A 23,177-nucleotide genomic window follows, 5' to 3' on the forward strand; every position below is an offset into this window, starting at 1 on the left:
GCACCTGCCTGTTCAAGTCAACAGCAAACACTCTGCGAACACCGGAAGATCCGGACCAGGTGGATTCTTAAAAACACCTGAAAGAGAAAAACGCCCCGCCATGAAAAATTAAATGGCAGGGCGCTCTGTTTTACTGTTTGAGGTGAAGCTTTTCCTATTTTGACTGCAGAAATTCTCTGCCGAAAGGAGACATTTCACGCAGACGGTTGACGACCGGGGGCAGTTCGCGAATAACGGCATCGATATCCCCATCGGTGGTAAAGCGAGACAGGGAGAACCTGATCGAGCCGTGGGCACAGGTAAATGGCACCCCCATGGCACGAAGCACATGGGATGGCTCCAGTGAGCCTGAAGTACAGGCACTGCCGGATGAAGCACAGATGCCATTTTCGCTCAACAGCAGCAGAATAGCCTCTCCTTCTACAAACTCAAAGGCGATGGAAGTCGTGTTGGGAAGGCGGTCGGCAGCCCCTCCGTTAACACGGGCACTGGGGATAAGGGCCATTAGCTCTCTTTCAAGCCGGTCACGCATCCCTTTCACTCTTGTATTCTCATCTTCCATGAATTTTGTGGCCAACTCGCAGGCCTTGCCAAGGGCTATTATGGATGAGGTGCTTTCCGTACCCGCCCTGCGTCCTTTCTCCTGGTGTCCCCCGACCATGAATGGCCTGAAAGGAACGCCCTTGCGCACGTAAAGGACGCCGATTCCCTTGGGTGCATGCAACTTGTGCCCCGACAGGGAAAGCATGTCGATGGAAGAAGCAGCCATGTTGAGGGGAATTTTTCCCACTGCCTGGACCGCATCGGTATGGAAGAGCGCCCCTTTTTCCTTGGCAATGGCCGCAACTTCTTCCACAGGAAAGATGACCCCAGTCTCGTTATTTGCATACATCACCGAAACGATGGCGGTGTTATCGTCAAGGGCAGACCTGAGTTCGTTGAGATCAAGCCGGCCGGCATTGTCCACGTTCAGCTCGGTGACCCGGTATCCCTTTTTGGTCAGGTTGCGGCACAGGGTCAGGACAGCGGGGTGCTCCACACGGGTGGTGATGATATGCCGCTTCTCGGGAAAAACCTCAAGGGCTGACCGAATGGCGGCATTATCGCTCTCCGTGCCGCAGGCGGTAAAGATAATCTCTTCGGGGAGTGCCCCCAAAAGAGCGGCAACCCGGTTCCGGGCCTCGTCAACCTTCTTCTGCACCTGGCCACCGAAAAAATGCATGGAACTAGGGTTGCCATACAGCTCGCAAAAATAGGGGCGCATCTCTTCAAAGACAGCCTCATCCACCTTTGTTGTGGCATTGTTGTCGAGATAAATTTCCTTCATCCCTGGACCTCCTCCACTGTAATATCATCGGATACCAGTTCGCGAAGTTTCTGCTCGACGAATTTCGCCGTAAATCCGGAAGAAGCACAACCGGCGCAGGCTTTGCGGAAAGCAATCTGTACCTTGCCGCCGTCTATGTCAATCAGCTCCAGGTCCCCGCCATCAGCCCACAGTTGCGGGCGTACCTCATTCTCCAGGGTCTCCTGGATAAGCTGCATTTTGCGCATGTTGGTCAGCTTGCCCGGTTTTTTTTCTTCAGCTTTCTTTTCTTCACCCATAACTTCGGCGATAAGCTCTTTGATTTTTGGAATGCAGCCGCCACAGGCACCACCGGCCTTGGTAAAATGGGTGACCTGCTCGGCGGTATGCAGTTTGTTTGAGGCAATAACCTTTTTCAGGAAGACGTCGGTCAGACCAAAGCACTTGCAGACTATTTCCCCCTGCATATCTGCATCGCCATGTTCGTGATCATGCTTCGGCACAGCCACGCCCCGATATTTGGCTATGGCAACCTCCAGAGCCTCCTGTCCCATGACCGAACAATGCATCTTCTCTTCAGGCAGACCGCCAAGAAAATCGGCTATCTCCTGATTGGAAATCTGCAACGCTTCATCCAGGGTTTTCCCTTTCACCATTTCGGTCAAAGCCGAAGAGGAGGCAATGGCGCTACCGCAACCAAAGGTCTGAAAGCGGGCATCTACAATACGCTTCTTTTGTTCATCCAGTTTGAGGAATAGCTTGAGTGCATCGCCACAGGCAAGACTACCAACCTCACCAACGGCATCCGCATCCTCTATTGAACCGACATTTCTCGGATTCAGAAAATGGTCTTTCACCTTTTCTGTATAGTCCCACATACATCCTCCTTTTTCTCAACCATATATAAGGCAAAGGCACAAAGCTTGTAAAAGAAGCATGAGGCACCTCTTTCAGCAATTACCTTTGCGCCTTTAGCACATACATATATTTACAATATATTACAAATTCACTCAAGTATTAATTTTCTGCCGGCAGCCAAAAGTTCCTTGAGCCGTTCTTCTGATGGTGCTTCCGCATAGAGGCGCACCACTGGTTCCGTTCCCGATTTGCGGAACAGGAGCCAGCTGCCGTCTTCAAGGAGGAACTTGGTGCCGTCAATAGTCACTGTTTCCTTCAATTTCACTCCGGCAATAACAGCCGGAGTTGCTTTCAATTTATCGGCGAAAACAGCCTCAATCTCCGGGGCCAGGGTGATATTCTCCCGTTTGGTAACAAAGCGCCCCACCTGCCCATAAAGTCTTTCCAGGAGCGTGCGTACCGGCTGTCCCTCGCGGGCGACCATTTCCGCCACCAGCAGACAGGCAAGTATGCCATCCTTTTCCGGCACATGACCCTTTATGGTCAGGCCGGCACTCTCTTCGCCGCCAATGATAATCTTGTCCCGGCTGATAAGCTCACCGATGTATTTGAAACCTACCGGAGTTTCAAAGACTTCAATACCATGTTTTGCCGCCACAGCATCGACAAGACTGGAGGTCGCGACGCTCCTGGCAACTCCTCCCTTAAGCCCCCTCACCCTGACCAGATAGTCGAGGAGCAGGGCAATAATATAGTTGGGTTCGATGAATGAACCATCTTCGTCAACAATGCCGAACCGGTCCGCGTCCCCATCCGTGGCAATACCCAGTTTGATTTCGGGATCGCTTTTAACAAGGTTTATGAAATCCTGGATATATTTTTCTGAGGGTTCGGGAGGAAAACCGCCAAAATATGGATCACGATGTTCATTTATCACCACAACGTCTACACCATGGGCACGCAACGGTTCAGCCAGATAGCCACGCCCGGTACCATAGAGCGGATTGACCGCCACTTTGCCCAATCGGGCAATGGCGGCAAAATCAACCTTGGTGGACAGGTCATCAAGGTATGTTTGCAGTGGGTCTATTTCCACTAATTTGCCGTCACGCCTGGCATCATCAAGATCACATTCCTTGTAGCAGACCTCCCCCAGCATTTCGTTGGCTCGCCGTTCGATATCACGCGTTGTTTCGGGTAAAGCCGGTCCTCCCCAGGAAGGAGAAAACTTGATGCCATTATATTCAGGAGGGTTGTGGCTGGCAGTAAAGTTAATGGCGCCGGCCGCCTTGCGGCGCAGTATTTCAAATGCAATTACCGGTGTGGGTGTGTCCCTGGTACAGAGAAAGGTCCTTATCCCTGCACCGGTCAAGACACGGGCAGCTTCATTGGCAAATTGCTCACCCATGAAACGAGAGTCGTAGCCGACTATTACCCCTTTTTCCTTTTCCCCGGCGGCAATCACGTTATCGGCAATGGCCTGGGTAACCACCTTGACATTTTCAAAGATGAAATCGTCGCAAACGATTCCGCGCCAGCCGGATGTACCGAAACTAATACGTTGCATAACATTACTCCTTAGGTAAAATAAATTGCATTCGCTTCCATCCGAAACTGTAATACCCCGGAAATTAACCGCAATGAAACCCATCACAAGGTTAATATATAGGCTATGCGGAGTCAAGGAGAACAGACTTTTGCAGGGGATTTTCCTGTTGACATTATTCTTTTAAAATTGTTAGAGTGAATGCTGCTGAACGATCACGAAGCAAAAGAAACAGGAGGAATATCAATGCAGTGTCAAACAGTACTTCCCGGTGCCGAGTGTACCTTTTGGGGGAAACAGGGTTGTGTATTTGCTGAAGGCTCTTGCCAGATTGTGGTTGAGAATTGTGAGGGTTGTGAAAGGATTGTTGACAGCAGCATCGGCAAGGTCTGCAGCGCTTATCCCGCTCCCGAAAAGAAATGGTCAGCCGGCTTGTGCAACTTTGCCACTCATGTGAAGGTTGAGATAAAGAGCGAAGAAACCAAGGTCAACCCGCTCAAGGCATCCAAGAAAGCTTCCGGCGGTGGCAAGAAGAAGTAACCAACCGCAAACAGTGGTACAGGAAAGGGAGGAGTTCATCCTCCCTTTTTTTATTTCCCTGGAAAGGAGGAAGTCCTTTGCCATTTGACTATCTCGATTGTCCAAAATGTGGTGAAAAGGTCAGATCTTACCGCAACCCCTTCCCTACCGTTGATATCATCATTGAAATCAATGAAGGGATCATTCTGATCGAGCGAAAAAACGAGCCTTACGGATGGGCTATCCCAGGCGGCTTTGTCGACTATGGCGAGTCGTTGGAAGATGCTGCCGTTCGGGAGGCACAGGAAGAAACCTCCTTGCAGATCAGCAACCTGCGACTGCTAGGATGCTACTCCGACCCCGGCAGGGACAAACGTGCCCATACTATCTCTACAGTCTATGCAGCCACCGCCCAGGGCATTCCAAAGGCTGCCGACGATGCAGCAGCGCTGACCATCTTCCCGCTGGAGAAGCTTCCTCAAGAGTTATGCTTTGATCACCGGCAGATTCTAGATGACTATCGCCGCATGAAGTCACAGGGTAATATCTGAACAGAAACAGGTTTCATCAGGAAAACAGTGAAATCTCAGGCTGGGTCGGGATCAATTCCATTTCTGCAGCATACCGGTAAAAGGTCTCCAGCCCCTTGAGATGATCTGCTGTCAGGTCGTATGAGATCGTCTTCCAGTAGTCCACAAGCGCTGACGCGCTCATCCATTCCCTCTCTCTACTATCCAGGGCTATCGAATCATATGAATCGTAGGCCAGCTTCTTGGCAAGGAGCAGATTGTCCCGGAGAAGCAACATCTCTGTGTGCTTCTGAGCAGCAGCCTCACGCCTCACAATCCACAGCGCAAAGACAAAGGGTAGACCGGTAAACTCATACCACTGCTGACCCAGATCATAAACATGGAAATTATGTTCCGAAAGAGACGCTTTCAACGCCGCATCACCGATAAGGAGCAAACCCTCATTTGCCTGGAGCGCCTCCTTCAATGGAAGCGGTGTCCTTTGGTATTCATTGTCGTGACCATATTTCTTTTTCAAAATTATCTTTAGTAGGTTAACAGAGGTATCGGACTCGGTTGTAAGACCGATAGTCTTTTTATGCAGATTCTCAATGGGTACGCGCGAAAAGAGAAAGACACTTTTTACTGCGCCGATGGAGCTGATTGATATCTTTGGCATAAGGCAATACTTCTCAAAAGATTTTCCATACTCTATGGATGATGAAGGACTTACATCCACTTCCCCTTTGGAGAGCATGGCGTTCAGCGCAGAAGGCACTTCCCTGACAAAATGATATCCACTACAGTCGAAGTTCTTCTTTAGGGCTGTAAATATGGGAGTACAATTGGCATATTCTATTTCGCCTATTCTGATTTCCATTGTTGAACCTCTTACACATAAAAATAAAAAGGTGAGACAAAGCGTCTCACCTTAAAAAGTTATCAGGCGTTGAATTTTTAGGAGTTATCTGCAAGATGATCTTCGTAGACGTCCGCCGTCATAAGCAGATTTAGTTCCTCCGGATCTGTCATATCGACAACCACCAGCCAGCCACTGTCATAGGGATCATCATTGACCATTTCCGGAGTGCCGTGAAGTTCGGAATTTACCTCTTTGACAGTGCCGCTAATAGGCGCATATAGTTCTGCAACTGTCTTTCTTGCTTCCACCGAGCCGAACGAGTCATCCTGTTCAAGTTCGTCGCCAACATCAGGAAGATCGACAACCGTTATGGATCCAAGTTCCTGTTGGGCGTAGTCAGTAATGCCGATGATTCCTCGGTTACCTTCAACTCGGACCCACAGATGTTCTTTGCTGTATTTCAGTTCTTCAGGGCAGTCCATTATTACTCCAGAACCATCTTCTCGATGAAACTTGTATCTATGTTCCCTTCTATGAAGTCTTTGTTTGCCATAATGCGCTTGTGAAAGGGAATGGTCGTCTTAATCCCCTCGATGATGTATTCGTCAAGAGCCCTTGCCATGCGTTTAATGGCATCTTCCCTGGTTTCGGCATGGACTATCAGTTTGGCTATCAGTGAATCATAGTGAGGCAGCACTGAATATTGGTCATATACAAAGGAATCGACACGGACGCCAAGACCACCGGGGGTATGATAAGAAGTGATCTTCCCTGGACAGGGAGTAAACTTGGCAGGATCTTCAGCATTGATCCTGCACTCAATGGCATGGCCGTTGATCTTGATATCACTCTGCTTATAACGAAGTTTGTGGCCCGCAGCAGAACGAATCTGCTCGCGCACGATGTCGACGCCGGTAACCATTTCAGTAACGGGATGCTCCACCTGAACCCTGGTATTCATTTCCATAAAAAAGAAATCATTGTTCTTGTCGACAAGAAACTCCATGGTACCGACGCTGTTGTAACCGACGGCTTTTGCCGCTCGAACGGCTGCGTCACCCATGATTTTTCTCAACTCAGGAGTGCTTACGGTTGAAGGAGCCTCTTCAATTATTTTCTGATGCCGGCGTTGGATGGAGCAGTCGCGCTCGCCGAGATGAATGACATTGCCATGTTTGTCGGCCAAAACCTGAATCTCCACATGGCGCGGGTTTTCGCAGTATTTTTCGATGTAAACCTCGGGATTGCCGAAGCCGGCTTGTGCTTCCGCCCTTGCTGTAGCAAAGGCATTGGGCAGTGCCGCCGGGGAATGGACTATCTTCATTCCTCTGCCGCCCCCACCTGCGGTAGCCTTGATTATTACCGGAAAACCGATTTTCTTGGCAATTTTGACCGCCTCGTTAACATCGTTGACCCCTTCCTTCGTACCGGGAAGAATGGGCACCCCTTCCTTGATGACGGCCTGTCTTGCGCTGATCTTATCCCCCATCAGGCGCATGCTCTCAGACGATGGGCCGATAAAGGTTATACCACATTTTTCGCAAATTTCAGCAAAAGCAGCATTCTCCGAGAGAAACCCGTATCCCGGATGAATTGCTTCTGCATCGGTCAATTCCGCGGCGCTGATTATGGCATTTATATTCAGATAACTATGGATACTTGGTGCAGGTCCGATGCAGACACTTTCATCGGCAAGCTTGACATGCAAAGACTCGCTATCTGCAGTGGAAAAAACGGCAACCGTCTTAATTCCCAACTCTTTACAGGCCCTGATTATACGAAGGGCAATTTCGCCACGGTTTGCAATGAGCACTTTATGGAACATCTAAAGGATCTCCATTATTATTGACATTTGAGGGGTAAAAACATTCTGCAATTACAGTGGCTCCACTGTAAACAGGCACTCTCCGAACTCGACAGGCTGTGCATTTTCCTTGCAGATCTTGATAATTTTGCAACGGAACTCCGCCTCAATCTCATTCATAAGCTTCATTGCTTCGACGATGCATAGAACCTGGCCTTTTTCAACTATCTGCCCCACTTCAACATATGGTGCGGCATCCGGTGCAGGTGCACGATAGAAGGTTCCTACTATGGGGGATGGTACTTTCTGACCTTTTTCTGCTCCCGCAGCAGGCGCAGGTGTCACCTCGCCGGATGCAGAAGGAGCTGGTTGGTGAATGGGTGGAAACTGGGCTTGAGCAACGGGTGGCTGATAGTGAATGACCTCTGAAGTCACTCCACGCTTTATCCTGATTTTTTCATCTGCACTTTCCAGTTCAAATTCGGTGATGTCGGTCTCCGTTACCATTTTGACCAATACTTTCAAGTCCTTTATATCCATTGCCTTCTTCTCCTTTGTCTTTGATCTCTGGAATAGTCACATCAGATGTAAACCGAATTCATACGACCTGCAGTACTTTTGGCACCTTGGTCAAAACATCACAACCGTCGACTGTAACGGCAACGGTGTCTTCAATCCTGACACCACCCCATCCTGGAATATAAATCCCGGGCTCGATGGTAAATACCATTCCTTCTTCTACCACACCGTCATTGCGAAACGATACTGTGGGAGACTCATGAACTTCAAGACCAACGCCGTGTCCTAACCCATGACCAAAATTACTACCGAAACCAGCTTCGGTAATGTAATCCCGGGCCAGTGCATCGAGCGCCTTGAAGGTTATACCCGGCTTAACCGCCGCCATAGCCAGGTCATGAGCATCCTTGACTATCGAATAAATCTGCTCCTGACGAGCGTCAGTCCTTCCCACAGCAAAAGTGACTGTCTCGTCTGAAAAATACCCTTTATATACCGCGCCAAAATCTATAGTGACCAGTTCACCTGCAGCAATTGCCTTGTCGCTTGCTTTGCCGTGTGGCAACGCCCCCCTGGTCCCGGATGCCACTATGAAATCAAAAGCCTTTTCTTCGGCACCCGCATTCTTCATGGCAAATTCAAGGGCCAGGGCTATCTCATGCTCGGTTACCCCAGGTTTAATCAGGCTGATCATTTCCAGCAGTGCATTGGATGCAATTTCGGCACTTGCTGCCAGGATATTTATTTCATCTGCATCTTTTACCGCACGCAGCAATTCAACCTCTTTGCCTGCAGGAACCAGCCGTACATCCGGCAATGCTTTAGACAGCTCGTTAAAAAGAGCGACCGTCGTATGCTCTGCATCAAAGGCAATTCGCCGGGCAGGAATGCCCTTGACCAGAGAAGAAATTCCATCAATCTGGCTGCGGTATTCAATAATGCTACAGCCACTGATTTCTGCGGAAGCCTGGGTTGTATAGCGGGAGTCAGTGAGGAACCAGCAGTCTTCTTGTCCAAGAATCAGCACACCTGAACTGCCGGTAAAACCGGTAAGGTATCTGATTGTGCTCAGACCGAAAAAGATAAGAATATCAACATCTAATAGCTTCAAATGCCGCTGCGCGGAAAAGATTCTGTCTTTTAGCATAATCAAAACCGTAATACAATCTATTTTTTAATGTGATTAAAAATGGCGCGAAGCCCAAGCAGATAACTGTCAGCACCAAACCCACATATCTGGCCTATGGCCATAGGTGCTATATAGCTTTTTGTTCTGAATTTTTCCCGGTTGTGAATATTGGAAAGATGGACCTCAACTGCAGGCAGTGCGGCTGCGGCAATAGCGTCACGGATAGCAATGCTGGTATGGGTGTAGGCGGCAGGATTAATAAGAATGCCATCGAACAGGCCAGCAGCGGACTGAATCCGGTCAACCAGTCTCCCTTCCGAATTTGTTTGAAAGCACTCAATCTCAATACCAAGATCAAGGGCAAGCTGGCTTAGTGCCGCGTTTATATCGTCAAGTGTCAGACTGCCGTATATCTCAGGTTCCCTGGTGCCGAGCATATTTAGGTTTGGCCCATGTAAAACGAGTATTTTCATGATCTCTCCAAGACAGAATACCTTTATTGCAGAGCTTCAGCAAGTTTTGGAGCTTCCCGGCGCAGGTAAAAGCGACCTTTGCCGAAGTTCCCGCCACCGGTGATGACAAGGAGGACAAAAAAATCTTCGTTAATCACTCTGGCAATAGCCGTCGATAGCTCCGTGTTAATGGACACCTCCTGCAGCAGGCCGGATTTCAGAACTTCAACCGTCCCCTTAACCTCCTTCAGCACGGCCGCGTATTCCGCTGTCAAGAGCTGCAAATCAAAGGGGTTTTCTTTTTTAACAAACTCATCGATTGCAATGCCGTCATAGCCCATGACAACAGCGCCAACGGCCCCCTCTACACTGTCGACCATCGTCTGCAAGATGTCCTTGAATGGCATCAACGCCTCCTCTGGATGTTTTCGAGCCATCCTTCCAATGCGGCAACAGGGTCAGAATCATTAGAAACAGCTTCTGAATGCTGTTGTGAAGTATTGTCCGGGACAAATTCCACAAGACCTGTTGATAAAGTCTCTACAGGCTGTTGCGCCTCTTTCTCTTGAACTGCCACGGCTTGCCTTATTTGCAATAAACGCCTTTCATAATGTTTATTGCCAGGCTCGCTTTTCAGCAGTTCCCGGTAAATGGAGAGAGCGGATGGCAGGAAACCTTGAGATACATAAAGTTCGGCCAGGGTAGCAGTTTTAAGAGGATCTTTCCGGTCGGTCTCGCTTTCCATGCCAGTTGATAATTCAACTTCATCGGCAGCATTTTTTTCCAGATGATCGATAATTTCTTCGGTCAGCTCTTCTATAATTTCTACATCATCAAGGGCCAGCTCGCATTCCAAAGCAGTTCCTTGAACAACGTCAGTGTCAAACGAAAAAGAGCTGTCTGCAGGCGATCCACTGGAAACGTCTACAGATGAACTGTGGCCGGACTGCAGGGAACTGAGCAGATCCCGGCTCTCCTTGTCATCGGGATTGAGTGACAGCAGCATCTGCAATGATTGTTTAGCAGAAACCTTATCTCCTGTCTCAAAATAAAGCTGACTCAAAAGCTTTTGCGCCAGGTGATTTTCAGGAGTCGCATCAATGACTTTTTCCAGAGCAGCCCTGCTTTCCTCTTTCATGCCTTTTTCATAATAAGCTCGTCCAAGAGCCATAAATCCGCCAATGTAGCCGGGATGCCTGTCACATCCTTTACTGGCGACAGTAATAGCTTCATCCAGCAGGCCAAGCTTGCGGTAAAGGTCGGCGAGTGGTGCGAAACAAAATGATTTGGGATCCTTAGCCAGCGTTTCTTCATATTTACCGATGTCAGCCCAGAAGGAAAGCGTATCCTGATCCATTGTCAGTCCCCTATTTCGCATACTTTCAATAACCGGCCCACATCTTTTACCTTATCAATAATAAAGTTGCCAATATCTTTATTAAAAACAAAACTGAGCCCATCATCTTTAATCTTCTTGTCATGAAGGATAGCCGCCAGATAGTCATCAGTTTTGAATGCAGGAAGACCTGTGGGAAGATGCAGCTTTGCCAACAGGCTCATAATATGATGGGTGCTGGATGTTGAAGAAACCCCCATAGCCTCGGAAATCCTTGCTGCCTGGGCCATGCCTATTGAGACAGCCTCGCCATGGAGGAATTGCCTGTAATCAGTTAGCGTCTCAACTGCATGGCCAATGGTATGCCCATAGTTGAGGACTGCTCGCAGCCCCCCTTCCCTCTCGTCACGCTCGACAATGGATGCCTTTAGCATACAGGAAGTTTTAACGGCAAACTGAAGGCAGTCTTTATCCCGGTGCAGCAATTTTTCAGCATTGGCGTGCATGAAATCAAAAAATTTCCCATCGAGCACAACGCCGTATTTGAGCATCTCGGCAAAACCACTGATATATTCACGATCAGAGAGGCTGTCCAGCACGGCAAGATCCATGAGAACGAACTTCGGCTGATAGAAGGCACCGATAAGATTTTTCCCCTTATGGTGATTGATGCCAGTTTTCCCCCCCACACTGCTGTCCACCTGAGCAAGTAACGTGGTTGGAACCTGCACGAATGGAATACCGCGCAAATAGGTTGCAGCAGCGTATCCAGCCATGTCGCCGATGACTCCCCCCCCGAGTGCTACGATAAAAGAACCGCGATCGAGGCCGTTTTCGATCAGTTTGTCGTAGATGAGGTTGAGAGTCTCACTGTTTTTATACTGTTCGCCATCCGGAATTTCTATCTTGCAAACGGAGAAGCCAGCTGAAACAAGAGATGCTTCCGCCGGCTGAAAATAATGGGCGCCAATGGTCGGGTTTGTCACGATCGCGGCTTTACGGCCAAGTTTATGCTCAAGACAAAGGAAACCAAGAGAATTGAGGTTGTGAGTTGAGATATGTATCGGATAGCTCCGATCTCCTAGCCCGACCTGAATGGCATCCACAACAGAAGAATTATTTTTATTCATATTAAAACTCGGGCATTGATCAGAAGTTTTTCAGATATTCCAGATAGCCTGCATAATTGCGCTGCATCTCTTCTATGGAATCACCGCCGAACTTTACCATAAAGGCATCGGCAAGTTCAATGGCCAATACCGATTCTGCAACCACCGATGCGGCAGGAACGGCACAAACATCGGACCTCTCCACGGTGGCTTCGAAGGGTTCTTTACTGACGATGTCCACGGACCGTAGCGGCTTGTAGAGGGTAGGAATAGGCTTCATGGCAGCTCTCACCAGAATATCCTCACCGTTGGTTATCCCCCCTTCAATACCGCCAGCGTTGTTCGTCAGCCGGTAATATCCGGTCATGCTTCCTTGGGAAGCACGGGACTGGTCATAAAAGATTTCGTCATGGACATTAGAACCTTTCCGGGCAGCAGCTTCAAAACCGAGGCCGATTTCGACCCCCTTGAAAGCCTGGATACTCATCATGGCCATGGCGATGCGGGCATCCAGCTTCCGGTCCCACTGGACGTGACTGCCCAATCCAGCGGGAACCCCGGAAGCGATGACCTCTACCACCCCGCCGACCGTGTCACCCGCAGCTTTTACCTCGTCGATAAGCTTTTTCATCTCTCCTTCGACAGCACTGTCGCAAGTATAGAGTTCTGATTTTGCGATGGTGGCACGCAGTTCCGCGGGGCAAAGCTCAGGCCGCTTGGCCTTGATCCCTCCCAGTTCAGCCACATACCCGCATAAATATATTTCGAAATGCTGGAGGAGTGCCTTAGCAACAGAACCAACAGCAACACGAACCGCTGTTTCCCTGGCGCTGGAGCGCTCCAGAATATTCCTTACGTCTTTATGGTCATATTTCATGGCGCCAGGCAGGTCGGCATGCCCAGGGCGAGAACGGGTTACATGAATATTGTCATCCCTGAACCGTTCCTGGGGAGACATCTTTTCCTGCCAATTCGTCCAGTCCCTGTTTTTCACACAGAGAGTGATGGGAGAGCCAATGGTTTTCCCCCAACGGACGCCAGACAGAATCTCCACCTGGTCCTTCTCAATGGCCATCCTGCCGCCACGGCCATACCCCCCCTGCCGGCGGGCAAGGTCTACATTGATCGATTCTTCTGATAGTTTGAGACCGGCAGGAATTCCTTCGATTATAGCGGTCAGTTGCGGACCGTGGGATTCACCGGCTGTTAAGTAACGGAACATTGTGGCTCCAAATCCGTAGAATAATTTTAAAAAAGAACGCCCACCCGGAACGGATAGGCGTCTAAAACAACATCAAACTGGTTTCTGAATGTAGTTTCTTACCCTCCAGAGATTAAATCAAATCGGTACTTTTTCTTTTATATAATATAGTGCCAGCAAACATAGCAGCTAAACTAAGTAAAAGTGCATAGTACTTAACAGCAAAAATAAGGGGCGTAAGAGCCAAACGGGTTATGACTCTTAACATTTCATGCTCAGCAATAAAATCAGCAATCGGCGGACTTGTAGCATAATAGAACTTTACGAAGGCTTTACCAAGAGCATTTTTAAGAAGGATGTTATCCCGGAAATTTCTCAGCACTACAACGTGAGGGTCAAGATAGCTGCCATAGGCTGCCGTTGCGATAAAGCACCCGCTTTTGCCACCTGAAGGCGGTGGATTGCTGTCTAATGAACCAGTCCCTGTTCCGGTACCTGTTCCGGTACCTGTTCCTGGATCTGTTCCAGCTCCAGGTTGTGTAGAACCAGTCCCCGCAACATTAATCGAGGTTGAAAGAGACTTGTCTGTACTTATAGTGAGAGTTTGACCGGGATCTGGACCCGATGCAGAGGGTGAATATTTGATAGTTATGATCTGTTGACTGCCTGGCGCCATCGCAATGGGAAATGTGAGATTTTCGACTATCGAGAATGGTGCAGTTAAACCCGTAATAGAGGTGATATTGTAAGAGACTGAGCTGTTGTTGCCAAGGGTCAAGGTCAAGTCCTTCGTTTTGCCGACTTCAAGTATCTGAAAATCGAGGGTGCCGTTATTCGTACCATCATTTTCCTGCACTGTCATTGTGGGTGGAATGCCAATTCCGGAAAGATTGACGGTTCTGTCGCCTGCATCACTTCTGATAACGAAGTTACCGGTGAAGGTGCCGCCCGCAGTTGGGGCAAACTTGACAGTAAGTGTAGTTTCAACTGATGAGGCAAGGGTCAACACACTTGCATCAGTACAACTGCTTAATTCAGCAGGGATATTTTCAATACTGAACGGCGAACCGGGTAACGGCTCAATACAGTTGATGGTAAGAGGAATATCTCCAGTATTTTTTATTTTGAATGTTTGTCTGCCTGTCTGGTTGGCGGTGACTTGGTTAAAATCAATTAGAGCAGGAGCCAGTGAGACATTAGTTTCGCTGAGGAGAGTCAGCTGGGGCTGGCCCAAAGAGAACCTTTGTGCATGGATATCTGCAGCATTAGTGTTAACTGCTGGCAAGGTCTGTTGTGTGCGCGCATCCTTCCACATGGCAAGGAATTGCCTGCCACTTGCGTCATTGGCGGAATTGTAAGCGATTACTGGCGAAAGCTGACTGCCGGGCGCAGTAGAGATGGAATAATTAGTTCCGCGTAAAGTTCCTTCCGTGTCAATATATTGACCGAAAATATCGAGATTCTCTGAAGACTGGGAACCATTACGGCCATCCTGCCATATCACAAAATACCTTTGCAGTACAGAATCATAGGTAATATAAGGACGAGTCTGCCTTGTAGCGGCAACATTCGTATCTTGTGAACCATTTGCATCTGTGTCCTGGTAACTGATTATTGAGTTGATGTTATAGAGGCCACCGCCTGATGATACGAGCTGTCCATAAATTTTGGTATTGGAACCGTCCCTTAAATCCTCCCAAACAACTAAAAATCTTTTGTTTGGTTGATCAAAACCGATAGCTGGGTAGTTGGCATTCGAGGTGTTTGAGCCGTCAAATCGCATAGATTGGATGTTGGTTTGTTTGACGTTTTTGTCAAAAATTCCGTAGATGTGCTGCAATCCATCATCATAGGCAGACACCGTGGCTTTGGCAGTCACCGGCTCTCCTACGTCACAGCCTTTACTGTTGTTGAGGTCATCGCAGCTGCATACAACTTCAAGCTTTTGCCTGTTCCCTTCCCAAGCCAGCAACGTTTCTGAGGAAGTTGTGTCCGATGCGGCCACCACATTGTTAATATTAGTGAAAAACTCGTAGGTATAACTGTCCGTCAGGGCAGCGGGAGCGTGAGCAATAAGCCTGTTGGAACGGGTAGCCTTATCCCTAACAATGTCGGCGCCTACCGGATTTCCAGAGCCATTCGAGAGACCGGTTGGCATTTCAGCAAGAGTGGCCTCATTCAGCATCACATAACCGGTAAAATTCGTGTCGCCAGTTGTATAATCGGTCTTGGCAAAACCGAAACAGGACTCTGAGATAAGGCTTTTTACATCCCTCGACTCAGTCCAGACGATCCAGAACCTTTGCCGGGTGCCGTCGTAGGTAATTTTTGGCGACTTCCGCGACAATAGCCGGTCACCCACGGTTGCGGTACTGGGAGTAACAGAGAACGTTTTATATATGTAGGATACCGTGACCTGCTGATTCAATGCGGGAGGCACATCAAAAAGAATGGATAAGCTGCCAATATTGTAATTTATTGTGCCAGATCCCCCCGTGCCTGATATGCCACCGTTTCCGATGGTGTCATTCAAGATAATACCGCCAGCTTTAACAATAACAGTTGTCGGTTTGACAGGTCTGTTCAAGCTTCCGGTAAAAGATTGTGATGTACCGTTACCAATGGCAACAAGTGAGTCAGTGACAGCAAGTTCAGTAGTCACAATTGTAGGACTTTCCTCTAGTAAGCTGCTGTATCCAATTGCAGTACCCAAACTCGGCGCAGGGGGGGTATAGCCGCAGGTACCAGCCGTCGGGAATGATGTGATGGGGGCAACATAGACATATCCCCCTTCACCCTCATCGACAAAACCATTGCCGTTAAGGTCGCTAACCCTGGTATCCTGCCATGTGATAACAATCTTATCTTGAGTCAGTGAATAGGCGGCGGTTGGAACCGTCTGATTGCCTGGGGCATTGATCACAGGAAAAACAGGGCCGCACAGCGTGCCATCGGGGTTAATAAACTGTGCATATATATCCGTGCCGGTAGTATTCCTGTTACGCCAGTCCTCCCATACGGAGAAGTAGATATTCTTTCCTTCAAGGTAGATTACCTGAGGGTTCTGCTGATCGTCTGCAGCGTTGGAGACAATAATTTCACTCCCCTCAAGTTTCGCCAGCTTTTTCCCGGTAGCAGATATCTTTTCTGAGCCGATGACACCCTGTGCATTTTTTCCATTGTCGGCACCACAGCCGAAGATCAAACTAAAGCTGGTTAATATCAACAATTTCACTAACAATCTATGCAAAGACATTCTCTCCTCCATAATTAGCTCACCAGACCTGATCCTATGTTATTGTGCTGACGTTTCGGCCCTGTCAGCAAAGGCTACGCTCATATTGGTAGAGAATTCCTGACGTGTACCAGTGCCACCGATTTCGACACCACTGAAAGTAATAGTCACATAATACTCATAAAGTGTACCGGAACAAGGCTGCAAATTATAGTCGGAAACGAGCTTGGACTTCAGAATTTCCGGGGCCACCGGCACAGGTATTAATGCAGTACCAGAGGTTATAACGATACCGACTGGATAAGGTTGGGCGAGGATGGCAGGAGACACTGCATTCTTAGGCGTATAACTTACAGTAACAGTATCTATTCGGACAGGTAAAGGCGACATTGTCAGATTACGGTACGGGGTTGCAGCCACGTCAACATCTACGGAGTCGGTTTCGTATGCTCCGCCGGAGGTGGCACTGGTGGGACAGGTATTTCCTGTAATCACATCGGATTCGAGCCTGACCGTTTGTGGTTGGGCTGTCATGGTAACGGTAGTAAATTCACCAGCCCCTCCGCCGGCATTCTGACTGCCGCATGACGACAGAAGAAAAAGAAAGCTTAAAAATACAACAGACTGAATACCCATACATCTAAACATGCACTCCCCCTTAACTCACAATTTTAGGTGTTATGAAAATCAACAGCTCATTCTTTGATTTGTTTTTGGTGTTAGACTTGAAAAGCCACCCAAGCAATGGGATGTCCTGCAAGAAAGGAACTCCTTTGTCGCTTTCGGTGTCGCTGTCTACGTAAATGCCACCGATTACAGTCGTCTCACCATTTTTAATAAGAAGTTCTGTGGTTGCCTCTTTTTTGTTGATAGGAGGAGGAGAACCGGTGCCGGCAGAGTTATTGGATGCCTTGATCTTCATACCGATACTTCCATCAGAGGTGATATGGGGCGTGACCTCCAAAGTCAAAGCCGCTTCAACAAACTCAGTCTTAGTCCCTTCAGCAGAGGTTGTCTGATATGGAATAGATGCACCCTGCGAGATCTTTGCCGGTTTGTTGTTGAGCGTCACCACCCGCGGTGTGGACATTATCTTGATCTGATCGGCAGTAACAGCGGCAGAAAGACGCATGTCAAGCTGAATATTGCTGGCAAGCTTACCGAATGACATGCCAACGGCAGCTCCTGGCCCAGAGGTACCTGAAGTGGGGGCTATTGCAACCTGTCCGCCAAAACCTGTATCAAGCCGGCTGATACCGGCAACAGATGCAGACCCGTCTATGTAATGAATTCCCCATTGCACCCCCAGATCTCGGACAAACGAAGTGCTTGCCTCGACAATCCGGGCCTCGATCATGACTTGCTTTTCCGGCGTATCAAGGCTTTTTAGAAGCATTCTCATGTCTTCAATTGCAGTTGTGATGTCCTTGACGATTACACGGTTGGTGCGTGCATCGGTACTTATGATACCACGATCACTTTTAAGAGTTCCGAACTGTGTTGCGATATCGGTGACAGCTGCGTAATTGACATCAAAAATCTCCGTACGCAACTCCATCCCTCTTTCACGGGCTTTCTTGGTAGCCATTTCCTCGTCAGCCTGGGATTGCATTTTTGCCTTTGGCTTGATTTGGACGATATTCCCTTCTTTCAACATACCCAAACCCTTAGTATCAAGAATTACGTCCAGAGCCTGATCCCATGGCACGTTAACAAGCTTGATACTGATGGTCCCTGTAACATCGTCAGCTATAAGGAAATTAAGGTTACTTACTTCTGCAATAAGCTGGAAGATTTTACGTATATCAGCATCGGAAAACTCAAGGGTAACTTTTCTGCCTGAATATACCTTTTTCGGTTGTTGTTTTGAAACGACAGATTTTGGAAGTTCACTAGTATCTGACTCTTTTGATGGTGATGCCAGCAATTCATCCTCTATTTTGGAAGAGATAGGAGCTGCCTTTTCCTTAACTTGACCGGATACCACTGCAGGAATAACTGGATTCTTCACTTCAAAGAGGTATAAATTCCCTTCTTTTCGATCAGAAAACGGGCTCTTGTTCCGGAGTTTTACCAGAATTCTGGCACTGGTACCGCCTGCTACCTTTACCTGATAAGGTGTTACATTAAGAACCGAGCTGGCAAAGGCCTTGGTATCAAGAGTCCTTTGAAGTTTCTTGGGTAGTTCACAATTTTTTAAGCTGAGGAGTATTCCTTTCGATGTTTCAGCCGGTTTGTCAATACTGCACACGCCAGCGGTCTTGATCTCTATTCTGGAAAATCCATCAACAAGTTTAAAATCAATGGATTCAATCGAACCTTTTTCAACATTGCCTGCTTTCTTGTTTCCAGAGCTTGATTTTAAAGTATCCGGTTCGACCGCTTGTGGCTTGGCTACAGTTTCTGCCCCTGATTGGGAAAACGATATGCTCAGCCCGGCAGCGGACTTTTCGATCCGGTAAGGCTCAATTTTTTCTTTCACTGAGTCAAAGACAATCCGTACTTTTCCAGGAGAGATACCAATCCGGGCCTTTGCAATACCGAAGCGGTCTACGGGAATGGAGTTAGATTTTATAGAATTATTGATCTCGAAGAGGTCGACCACCAAGCGTCCAGGCTTATCCAGCTTAAAGGAAGTAAAAGTAGCCGGACCACCGGCAATTGACAATTCGATTTTATCATTCAGTACCTTAATATCGCCAAGTGTCTTTGGTGCTCCTGATTCATTTTTATCATCGGCTGTAGCAGTGAATGAACTCTCTTTAGCCATCTTGTTATTTTCTGTGTCTGAAACCCTGGGAGCAGTAGAGCCATTAACAATATCGTCCGGAGCAGCACCTGGTTCAGATTTTACGCCAACTTTTGCATTAGCATAATCATCGGCCGTTGTGTTTTTGGGCTCAGTCTTAGCTGACTGATCTTCTACCATTCTAGCTGTTTGTTCTTGAAGCTGCTTTGGTGTTAGGACAACATTAAGCTTTCCTTTGTCATTTGTATCTGTTTTGACAGAAAAATCGGTATCGGCTTTCAGATCTATTTCAACTCTGCTGAGGAAACCGCTGCCGAAATCCTGTCGCGTTACATTTATCCCTTTAATGTTTCCATTATCCGATACCAGTGGTTTTGTCTGCCCTGGTTCCGTTTGAGCTAGATCAATAAAAATCTTTGGGGGTTCACTTGTCTTGTAAGAGGTATAGGTTAATGGTTTATTAGTTCGGATCTCGGCCATTGTGCCATTGTTTTTAATCTTTATTTCTTGAATCACAGCAAAAGAGTTTGTTTCAAGTAAGTCAGCATCTTGTGCTGCAACCATCTTCTTAGCACAGCCGGATACAGCCATTAAAAAAATAAGTATCAGGGTATGGCAAATGATTCTGAGTGAATTCATTTTCATCTGGAAATCTCCTTACTCTTCTTGGCCAATGGCAGAACTATTTTTCTGTTCTTTATACGTTTTTTCCCATCTAGATATTGTTCAGTCACTTCCAGGGAGGAGGCGGTTATTCTGGTGATGCGACCACCATTATCTCCGATCAACATACCGGTTTTAACAACATACCCCTTGCCTGTCGGGTCAATCAATAGGGCTTTATTTTCTTTAAGCCCGGTAATGATGCCTGTAACGATAAACTTGCTGACCTCGTGGCTCTGTATGGGGAGGGCATCAACAATCCTGGTCCTGGTAGGCACAGGTGCTTTCACCGCAGCAGCCTCAGGAGCAGTAATCAAGGGTTTGAAGGGGTCTTTTTTGCTTTTGAAGACAAAGGCGCCTGTTGCTTGCCCCCCCACTTGTGATGTAGAAACGGATTTCTGCACAGCAGCACTTGGTTTCACCTGTGCTGTGGGCTGGGGCAGAGCCGGAGCCTGAGGATTAGGCTTTGGTGCCTCATCATTCTTTTTGCATCCGCAGACAAGACAGGCGGTCATAAGACAAAAAGCCAAAACTAGAGACTGTTTATTTAGCCTTTTTTTCATCCTTTATCTCTTTCTTGTCAAGGAAACGGAATGTTGTCGCCAGACAATTTACTTTGATAGTGGTCAAACCTTTACCTGTTTTAATTTCTGTAAAATTAACATTGGAGATATTTACAATGCGAGGAAGCGCAGATACTGCCTGGAAGAAACTACCGATCTGATAAAAAGTTCCTGACACTGATATATCTACAGGAACCGCAGCATAGAAATCTTTGGGCTCCTCAGGTTTGGGTTTGAAAAGAAGGAACTCCAGTCCAGCACTTTTACCAGCATTTGCAATGCTTGTCAGAAGAGAGGGAATTTCCTTCTGATTAGGTAACTCTGTCAACGCCAGTTTCAATTCGTTCTGTAATTGCTCATATTCCTGCTTGTATTTGGGAAGATTATTGGCTAGTTTCTGTGCCTCGGAAGCCTGTCTGCTTAAATCCTCAAGTTGAGTCTGCAGAGTCTTAAATTCTTTAAGCTTTGGTTGATAAAGGCCGAAAAAGAACCCGGCACCAAGTAAGCCTATAATGAGGAATAGCAGCCCAAGCTTTTGTTTGGCAGGAAGCTTTAATATCTTTTCAAACTGTGGGTTCATGAAAGCCCTCGGAAAGGACGCGAGCCGGCCCTTTATTTATTTTATCTTTTTATCTGGTTCGGGAGGGGCAAAGGCTGCAAGCTTTAATGTTATATCAAATCTCTTAGCTTTGGTTTTGGCTATTTCCGTTTGTTCCGAAACCTGGAGCTCCACATTGGTAAAATCAGGTATTGCCTGCAGGTTTTTCATAAGAGCTGCGATATCATCTTCACTGAAAGCAGCCCCAGAAAGTGATATTGTACCTGCAGATTCACTGTACTTGGTAAGCCATAGCTTATCAGGCACAGCATCACTAAGCATGGCAAGCCTGCTCACAGGACCTGTTTTTTCCTTTCGCAAACGGTTCAGAATGTCCAACTTCTTCTTTACTTCAGCTTGAAGCTTTTTGATATTGTCTATTTCACCAATCTTAGTCTTCAGCTGCTGGATTTCCTGTTCGGTTCTAGAGATTTCATCCTTTGCATGCGAAATCTTGGAAATAACCAGCGAGTACAGAACTGCACATACAGCCAGAGTACCTACTACAGTAATTACCAGTATGGAAATCTGCTGTCTGGTCGTTTCCTTCTTCTTGGCTGCTCTAACCGGTAATAAATTAATTTTTATCATTTATCCCCAAGCCTCCTTGTCGCCAGTCCTATAGCAACAGTTACAAGAGGACCTATTTCTCTCAGGTATTCAGGATCAAATTCTTTTTGATCATACCTTACCTTCGAAAAGGGATTAAGTATTTCTACTGGTATACCCAGTTTCTGACTGACTGTTTCTGGTAACGAAGCAGATTTTGCTCCACCACCACTAAGATAAACCTTACTTATTTTGCCTTCTCCGGCAGTGGAATTATAGAAGTCAAGGGATCGTCGCATTTCAACGGCAAGTGTGTCATTTGCACGAGCCAAAACGTCTTTCAGTCTGCCATCATCAGCATCTGATTTAGCGATCTTCATTCTCTCTGCGTCTTCATTGTTAACACCAAATTGCTTTTGTATTTCCTCGTTAAACAGGGAACTACCGAGTTGAACATCGCGGGTAAACAGAGAAATTCCGTCCTTGACAATATTCATGTTCATGACGCTGGCACCTATGTTGACTAAAGCATTAACCTCTTCTGGGCTAACATCGTAGTTAAGCTCAAATGCGTTCTGAACAGCAAACGAGTCAACATCAACAACTGTAAGTCTCATGCCTGCTTCAGTGAAAACGGCCAGATAATCATTAATGATATCCTTTTTGCTAGCCACTAGAAGCACATTCATTTTGGAAGAATCAATATCATCTGGGGCAATGATCTGAAAATCTATATTAACATCGTTGATATCAAAAGGAATATATTGTTCTGCTTCCCAATGTATTTGTTCCTCAAGTTCTTCAGCAGGCATAACTGGTAAAGATATTTTTCTTATGATTACTGAGTTCCCGGAAATGGAACACGCCGCTTCTTTTGAAGTTATTTTCAGACTATCTATAAGAGTTTTGATTCCTTCAACTATTGAAGAACTGTCCATGAGAGTATTATCTACAATGGCCTCGGCGGGCAGTGGAATCAGCCCAACATTCTGCAACTGAAAGCTTCCTTTCTGCACCTTAAGCTGTACCAGCTTTATAGAACTGGATCCGATATCTACGCCAACAATATCCTTCTTTTTGGTAAAAAACATTGTCAGTCCGCCTTCGTAGTTATTCTTGAAATACTTTATCTTTGTCCGATAGTGAAAATCCGAGTGCCAATATTATTTTTCTCTTGGTTTCCATACGACATTCTTCCCCACGCTCTATACGATCTATGGTAACAGGAGAAACGCCGGCCAATCTCGCTAGCTCAGCTTTGCTCATCAATCGCTGTTCACGTATTTTCCTGACACAGTTCTTTACTCGCATTCCTTTTTCCTACTTCCGGTGAATTTTAAACAAAAAATAACACAAAAGAAAGTAGAGTCAAGAAATTAATCTCTTTTCTATAAAAATAAATACAATTATATATAATTATGTCATTTGACTACTTTTGACGCAAAAAAACCGGATCGCCTATTCATGATATTTCGGCAACCCGGCTGTCTGCTTGAGACCCTATAGGCTTTCCGCCCCATTCTCGCGAATGGTTTAGTATTATCGTTATCGTTATGTCAAATCTATACCTTATCTACACCATTTGCAGACAGTGTGCCAAAGGGCCCATTCACCTTAAGAATAACGCCATATCCTAGGATTATATTAAACTTAGCGCTCAATTGCATAAA

Annotated in this window: 23 protein-coding genes and 1 riboswitch; of the genes, 2 read left to right on the forward strand and 21 right to left on the reverse strand. The window is 47.1% G+C overall.

Going from position 1 to position 23,177, the window contains the following annotated elements; all coding sequences use genetic code 11:
• Positions 1-154: 154 nt before the first annotated feature.
• The 3 genes from nifS to GEOB_RS15160 form a co-directional block, all read right to left on the reverse strand.
• Entirely contained in the window at positions 155-1,327 is a 1,173-nt protein-coding gene (gene nifS / locus GEOB_RS15150; protein ID WP_012648120.1) for a cysteine desulfurase NifS, read from the reverse strand.
• Positions 1,324-2,184: a Fe-S cluster assembly protein NifU gene (gene nifU / locus GEOB_RS15155; protein WP_012648121.1), complete on the reverse strand. Its 861-nt coding sequence runs from the start codon at positions 2,182-2,184 to the stop codon at positions 1,324-1,326. Before nifU ends, nifS begins: the two co-directional genes overlap by 4 nt.
• Positions 2,185-2,312: 128 nt before the next feature.
• Complete coding sequence (locus GEOB_RS15160; protein ID WP_012648122.1) at positions 2,313-3,731, reverse strand: phosphoglucomutase/phosphomannomutase family protein; 1,419 nt, start codon at positions 3,729-3,731, stop codon at positions 2,313-2,315.
• Between the two features lie 225 nt (positions 3,732-3,956).
• Here GEOB_RS15160 and GEOB_RS15165 point away from each other — a divergent pair, with 225 nt between their 5' ends.
• Both GEOB_RS15165 and GEOB_RS15170 read left to right on the forward strand, forming a co-directional pair.
• Positions 3,957-4,250 carry a PxxKW family cysteine-rich protein gene (locus GEOB_RS15165; protein WP_012648123.1) on the forward strand — a complete coding sequence of 98 codons (294 nt, stop codon included), beginning with the start codon at positions 3,957-3,959 and terminating at the stop codon, positions 4,248-4,250.
• A gap of 77 nt (positions 4,251-4,327) precedes the next feature.
• Entirely contained in the window at positions 4,328-4,780 is a 453-nt protein-coding gene (locus GEOB_RS15170) for an NUDIX domain-containing protein (protein WP_012648124.1), read from the forward strand.
• A 16-nt stretch (positions 4,781-4,796) separates the two neighbouring features.
• Here the strand turns inward: GEOB_RS15170 and GEOB_RS15175 are convergent, their stop codons facing one another.
• From GEOB_RS15175 to GEOB_RS15260, 18 genes are all read right to left on the reverse strand, one after another.
• The gene (locus GEOB_RS15175) at positions 4,797-5,618 is read right to left on the reverse strand and encodes a menaquinone biosynthetic enzyme MqnA/MqnD family protein (RefSeq protein WP_012648125.1); all 822 of its coding nucleotides are present in this window, start codon (positions 5,616-5,618) and stop codon (positions 4,797-4,799) included.
• A gap of 77 nt (positions 5,619-5,695) precedes the next feature.
• Positions 5,696-6,082 carry a glycine cleavage system protein GcvH gene (gene gcvH / locus GEOB_RS15180; RefSeq protein WP_012648126.1) on the reverse strand — a complete coding sequence of 129 codons (387 nt, stop codon included), beginning with the start codon at positions 6,080-6,082 and terminating at the stop codon, positions 5,696-5,698.
• A 2-nt stretch (positions 6,083-6,084) separates the two neighbouring features.
• The gene (accC, locus tag GEOB_RS15185; protein WP_012648127.1) at positions 6,085-7,425 is read right to left on the reverse strand and encodes an acetyl-CoA carboxylase biotin carboxylase subunit; all 1,341 of its coding nucleotides are present in this window, start codon (positions 7,423-7,425) and stop codon (positions 6,085-6,087) included.
• Between the two features lie 51 nt (positions 7,426-7,476).
• On the reverse strand, positions 7,477-7,944 hold the full coding sequence (accB, locus tag GEOB_RS15190) for an acetyl-CoA carboxylase biotin carboxyl carrier protein (RefSeq protein ID WP_012648128.1): 468 nt from the start codon (positions 7,942-7,944) through the stop codon (positions 7,477-7,479).
• A 58-nt stretch (positions 7,945-8,002) separates the two neighbouring features.
• Positions 8,003-9,070 (reverse strand): M24 family metallopeptidase, encoded by a 1,068-nt coding sequence (locus GEOB_RS15195; protein WP_012648129.1) that lies wholly within the window; start codon positions 9,068-9,070, stop codon positions 8,003-8,005.
• Between the two features lie 20 nt (positions 9,071-9,090).
• Entirely contained in the window at positions 9,091-9,525 is a 435-nt protein-coding gene (gene aroQ / locus GEOB_RS15200; protein WP_012648130.1) for a type II 3-dehydroquinate dehydratase, read from the reverse strand.
• Positions 9,526-9,548: 23 nt separating this feature from the next.
• On the reverse strand, positions 9,549-9,911 hold the full coding sequence (locus GEOB_RS15205; protein WP_012648131.1) for a roadblock/LC7 domain-containing protein: 363 nt from the start codon (positions 9,909-9,911) through the stop codon (positions 9,549-9,551).
• A complete protein-coding gene (locus tag GEOB_RS15210; RefSeq protein WP_012648132.1) occupies positions 9,911-10,861 on the reverse strand; it encodes a tetratricopeptide repeat protein in 951 nt (316 codons plus the stop codon). The genes GEOB_RS15205 and GEOB_RS15210 overlap by 1 nt, the downstream gene beginning before the upstream one ends.
• 2 nt (positions 10,862-10,863) lie before the next feature.
• Entirely contained in the window at positions 10,864-11,970 is a 1,107-nt protein-coding gene (gene aroB / locus GEOB_RS15215; protein WP_012648133.1) for a 3-dehydroquinate synthase, read from the reverse strand.
• 19 nt (positions 11,971-11,989) lie between these two features.
• Positions 11,990-13,171 (reverse strand): chorismate synthase, encoded by a 1,182-nt coding sequence (gene aroC, locus GEOB_RS15220; protein ID WP_012648134.1) that lies wholly within the window; start codon positions 13,169-13,171, stop codon positions 11,990-11,992.
• A gap of 112 nt (positions 13,172-13,283) precedes the next feature.
• On the reverse strand, positions 13,284-16,406 hold the full coding sequence (locus tag GEOB_RS15225; protein ID WP_012648135.1) for a CFI-box-CTERM domain-containing protein: 3,123 nt from the start codon (positions 16,404-16,406) through the stop codon (positions 13,284-13,286).
• A 39-nt stretch (positions 16,407-16,445) separates the two neighbouring features.
• Complete coding sequence (locus tag GEOB_RS15230) at positions 16,446-17,033, reverse strand: hypothetical protein (RefSeq protein WP_012648136.1); 588 nt, start codon at positions 17,031-17,033, stop codon at positions 16,446-16,448.
• Positions 17,034-17,043: 10 nt separating this feature from the next.
• Positions 17,044-19,779, reverse strand: coding sequence for a type IV pilus secretin family protein (gene pilQ / locus GEOB_RS15235; RefSeq protein WP_012648137.1), 2,736 nt, complete (start codon positions 19,777-19,779; stop codon positions 17,044-17,046).
• A complete protein-coding gene (locus GEOB_RS15240) occupies positions 19,776-20,201 on the reverse strand; it encodes a pilus assembly protein PilP (protein WP_230198966.1) in 426 nt (141 codons plus the stop codon). Before GEOB_RS15240 ends, pilQ begins: the two co-directional genes overlap by 4 nt.
• Before the next feature lie 139 nt (positions 20,202-20,340).
• Positions 20,341-20,940, reverse strand: a complete 600-nt coding sequence (locus GEOB_RS15245; protein ID WP_012648139.1) for a type IV pilus inner membrane component PilO — start codon at positions 20,938-20,940, stop codon at positions 20,341-20,343.
• A 36-nt stretch (positions 20,941-20,976) separates the two neighbouring features.
• Positions 20,977-21,549 (reverse strand): PilN domain-containing protein, encoded by a 573-nt coding sequence (locus GEOB_RS15250; RefSeq protein WP_012648140.1) that lies wholly within the window; start codon positions 21,547-21,549, stop codon positions 20,977-20,979.
• Positions 21,546-22,598: a type IV pilus biogenesis protein PilM gene (gene pilM, locus GEOB_RS15255; protein WP_012648141.1), complete on the reverse strand. Its 1,053-nt coding sequence runs from the start codon at positions 22,596-22,598 to the stop codon at positions 21,546-21,548. Before pilM ends, GEOB_RS15250 begins: the two co-directional genes overlap by 4 nt.
• A 19-nt stretch (positions 22,599-22,617) precedes the next feature.
• Complete coding sequence (locus GEOB_RS15260; RefSeq protein WP_012648142.1) at positions 22,618-22,818, reverse strand: helix-turn-helix transcriptional regulator; 201 nt, start codon at positions 22,816-22,818, stop codon at positions 22,618-22,620.
• A gap of 160 nt (positions 22,819-22,978) precedes the next feature.
• Positions 22,979-23,055, reverse strand: a riboswitch (cyclic di-GMP riboswitch).
• Positions 23,056-23,177: the final 122 nt, after the last annotated feature.

Origin of the sequence: Geotalea daltonii FRC-32 (assembly GCF_000022265.1) — a bacterium.
GTDB lineage: Bacteria > Desulfobacterota > Desulfuromonadia > Geobacterales > Geobacteraceae > Geotalea > Geotalea daltonii.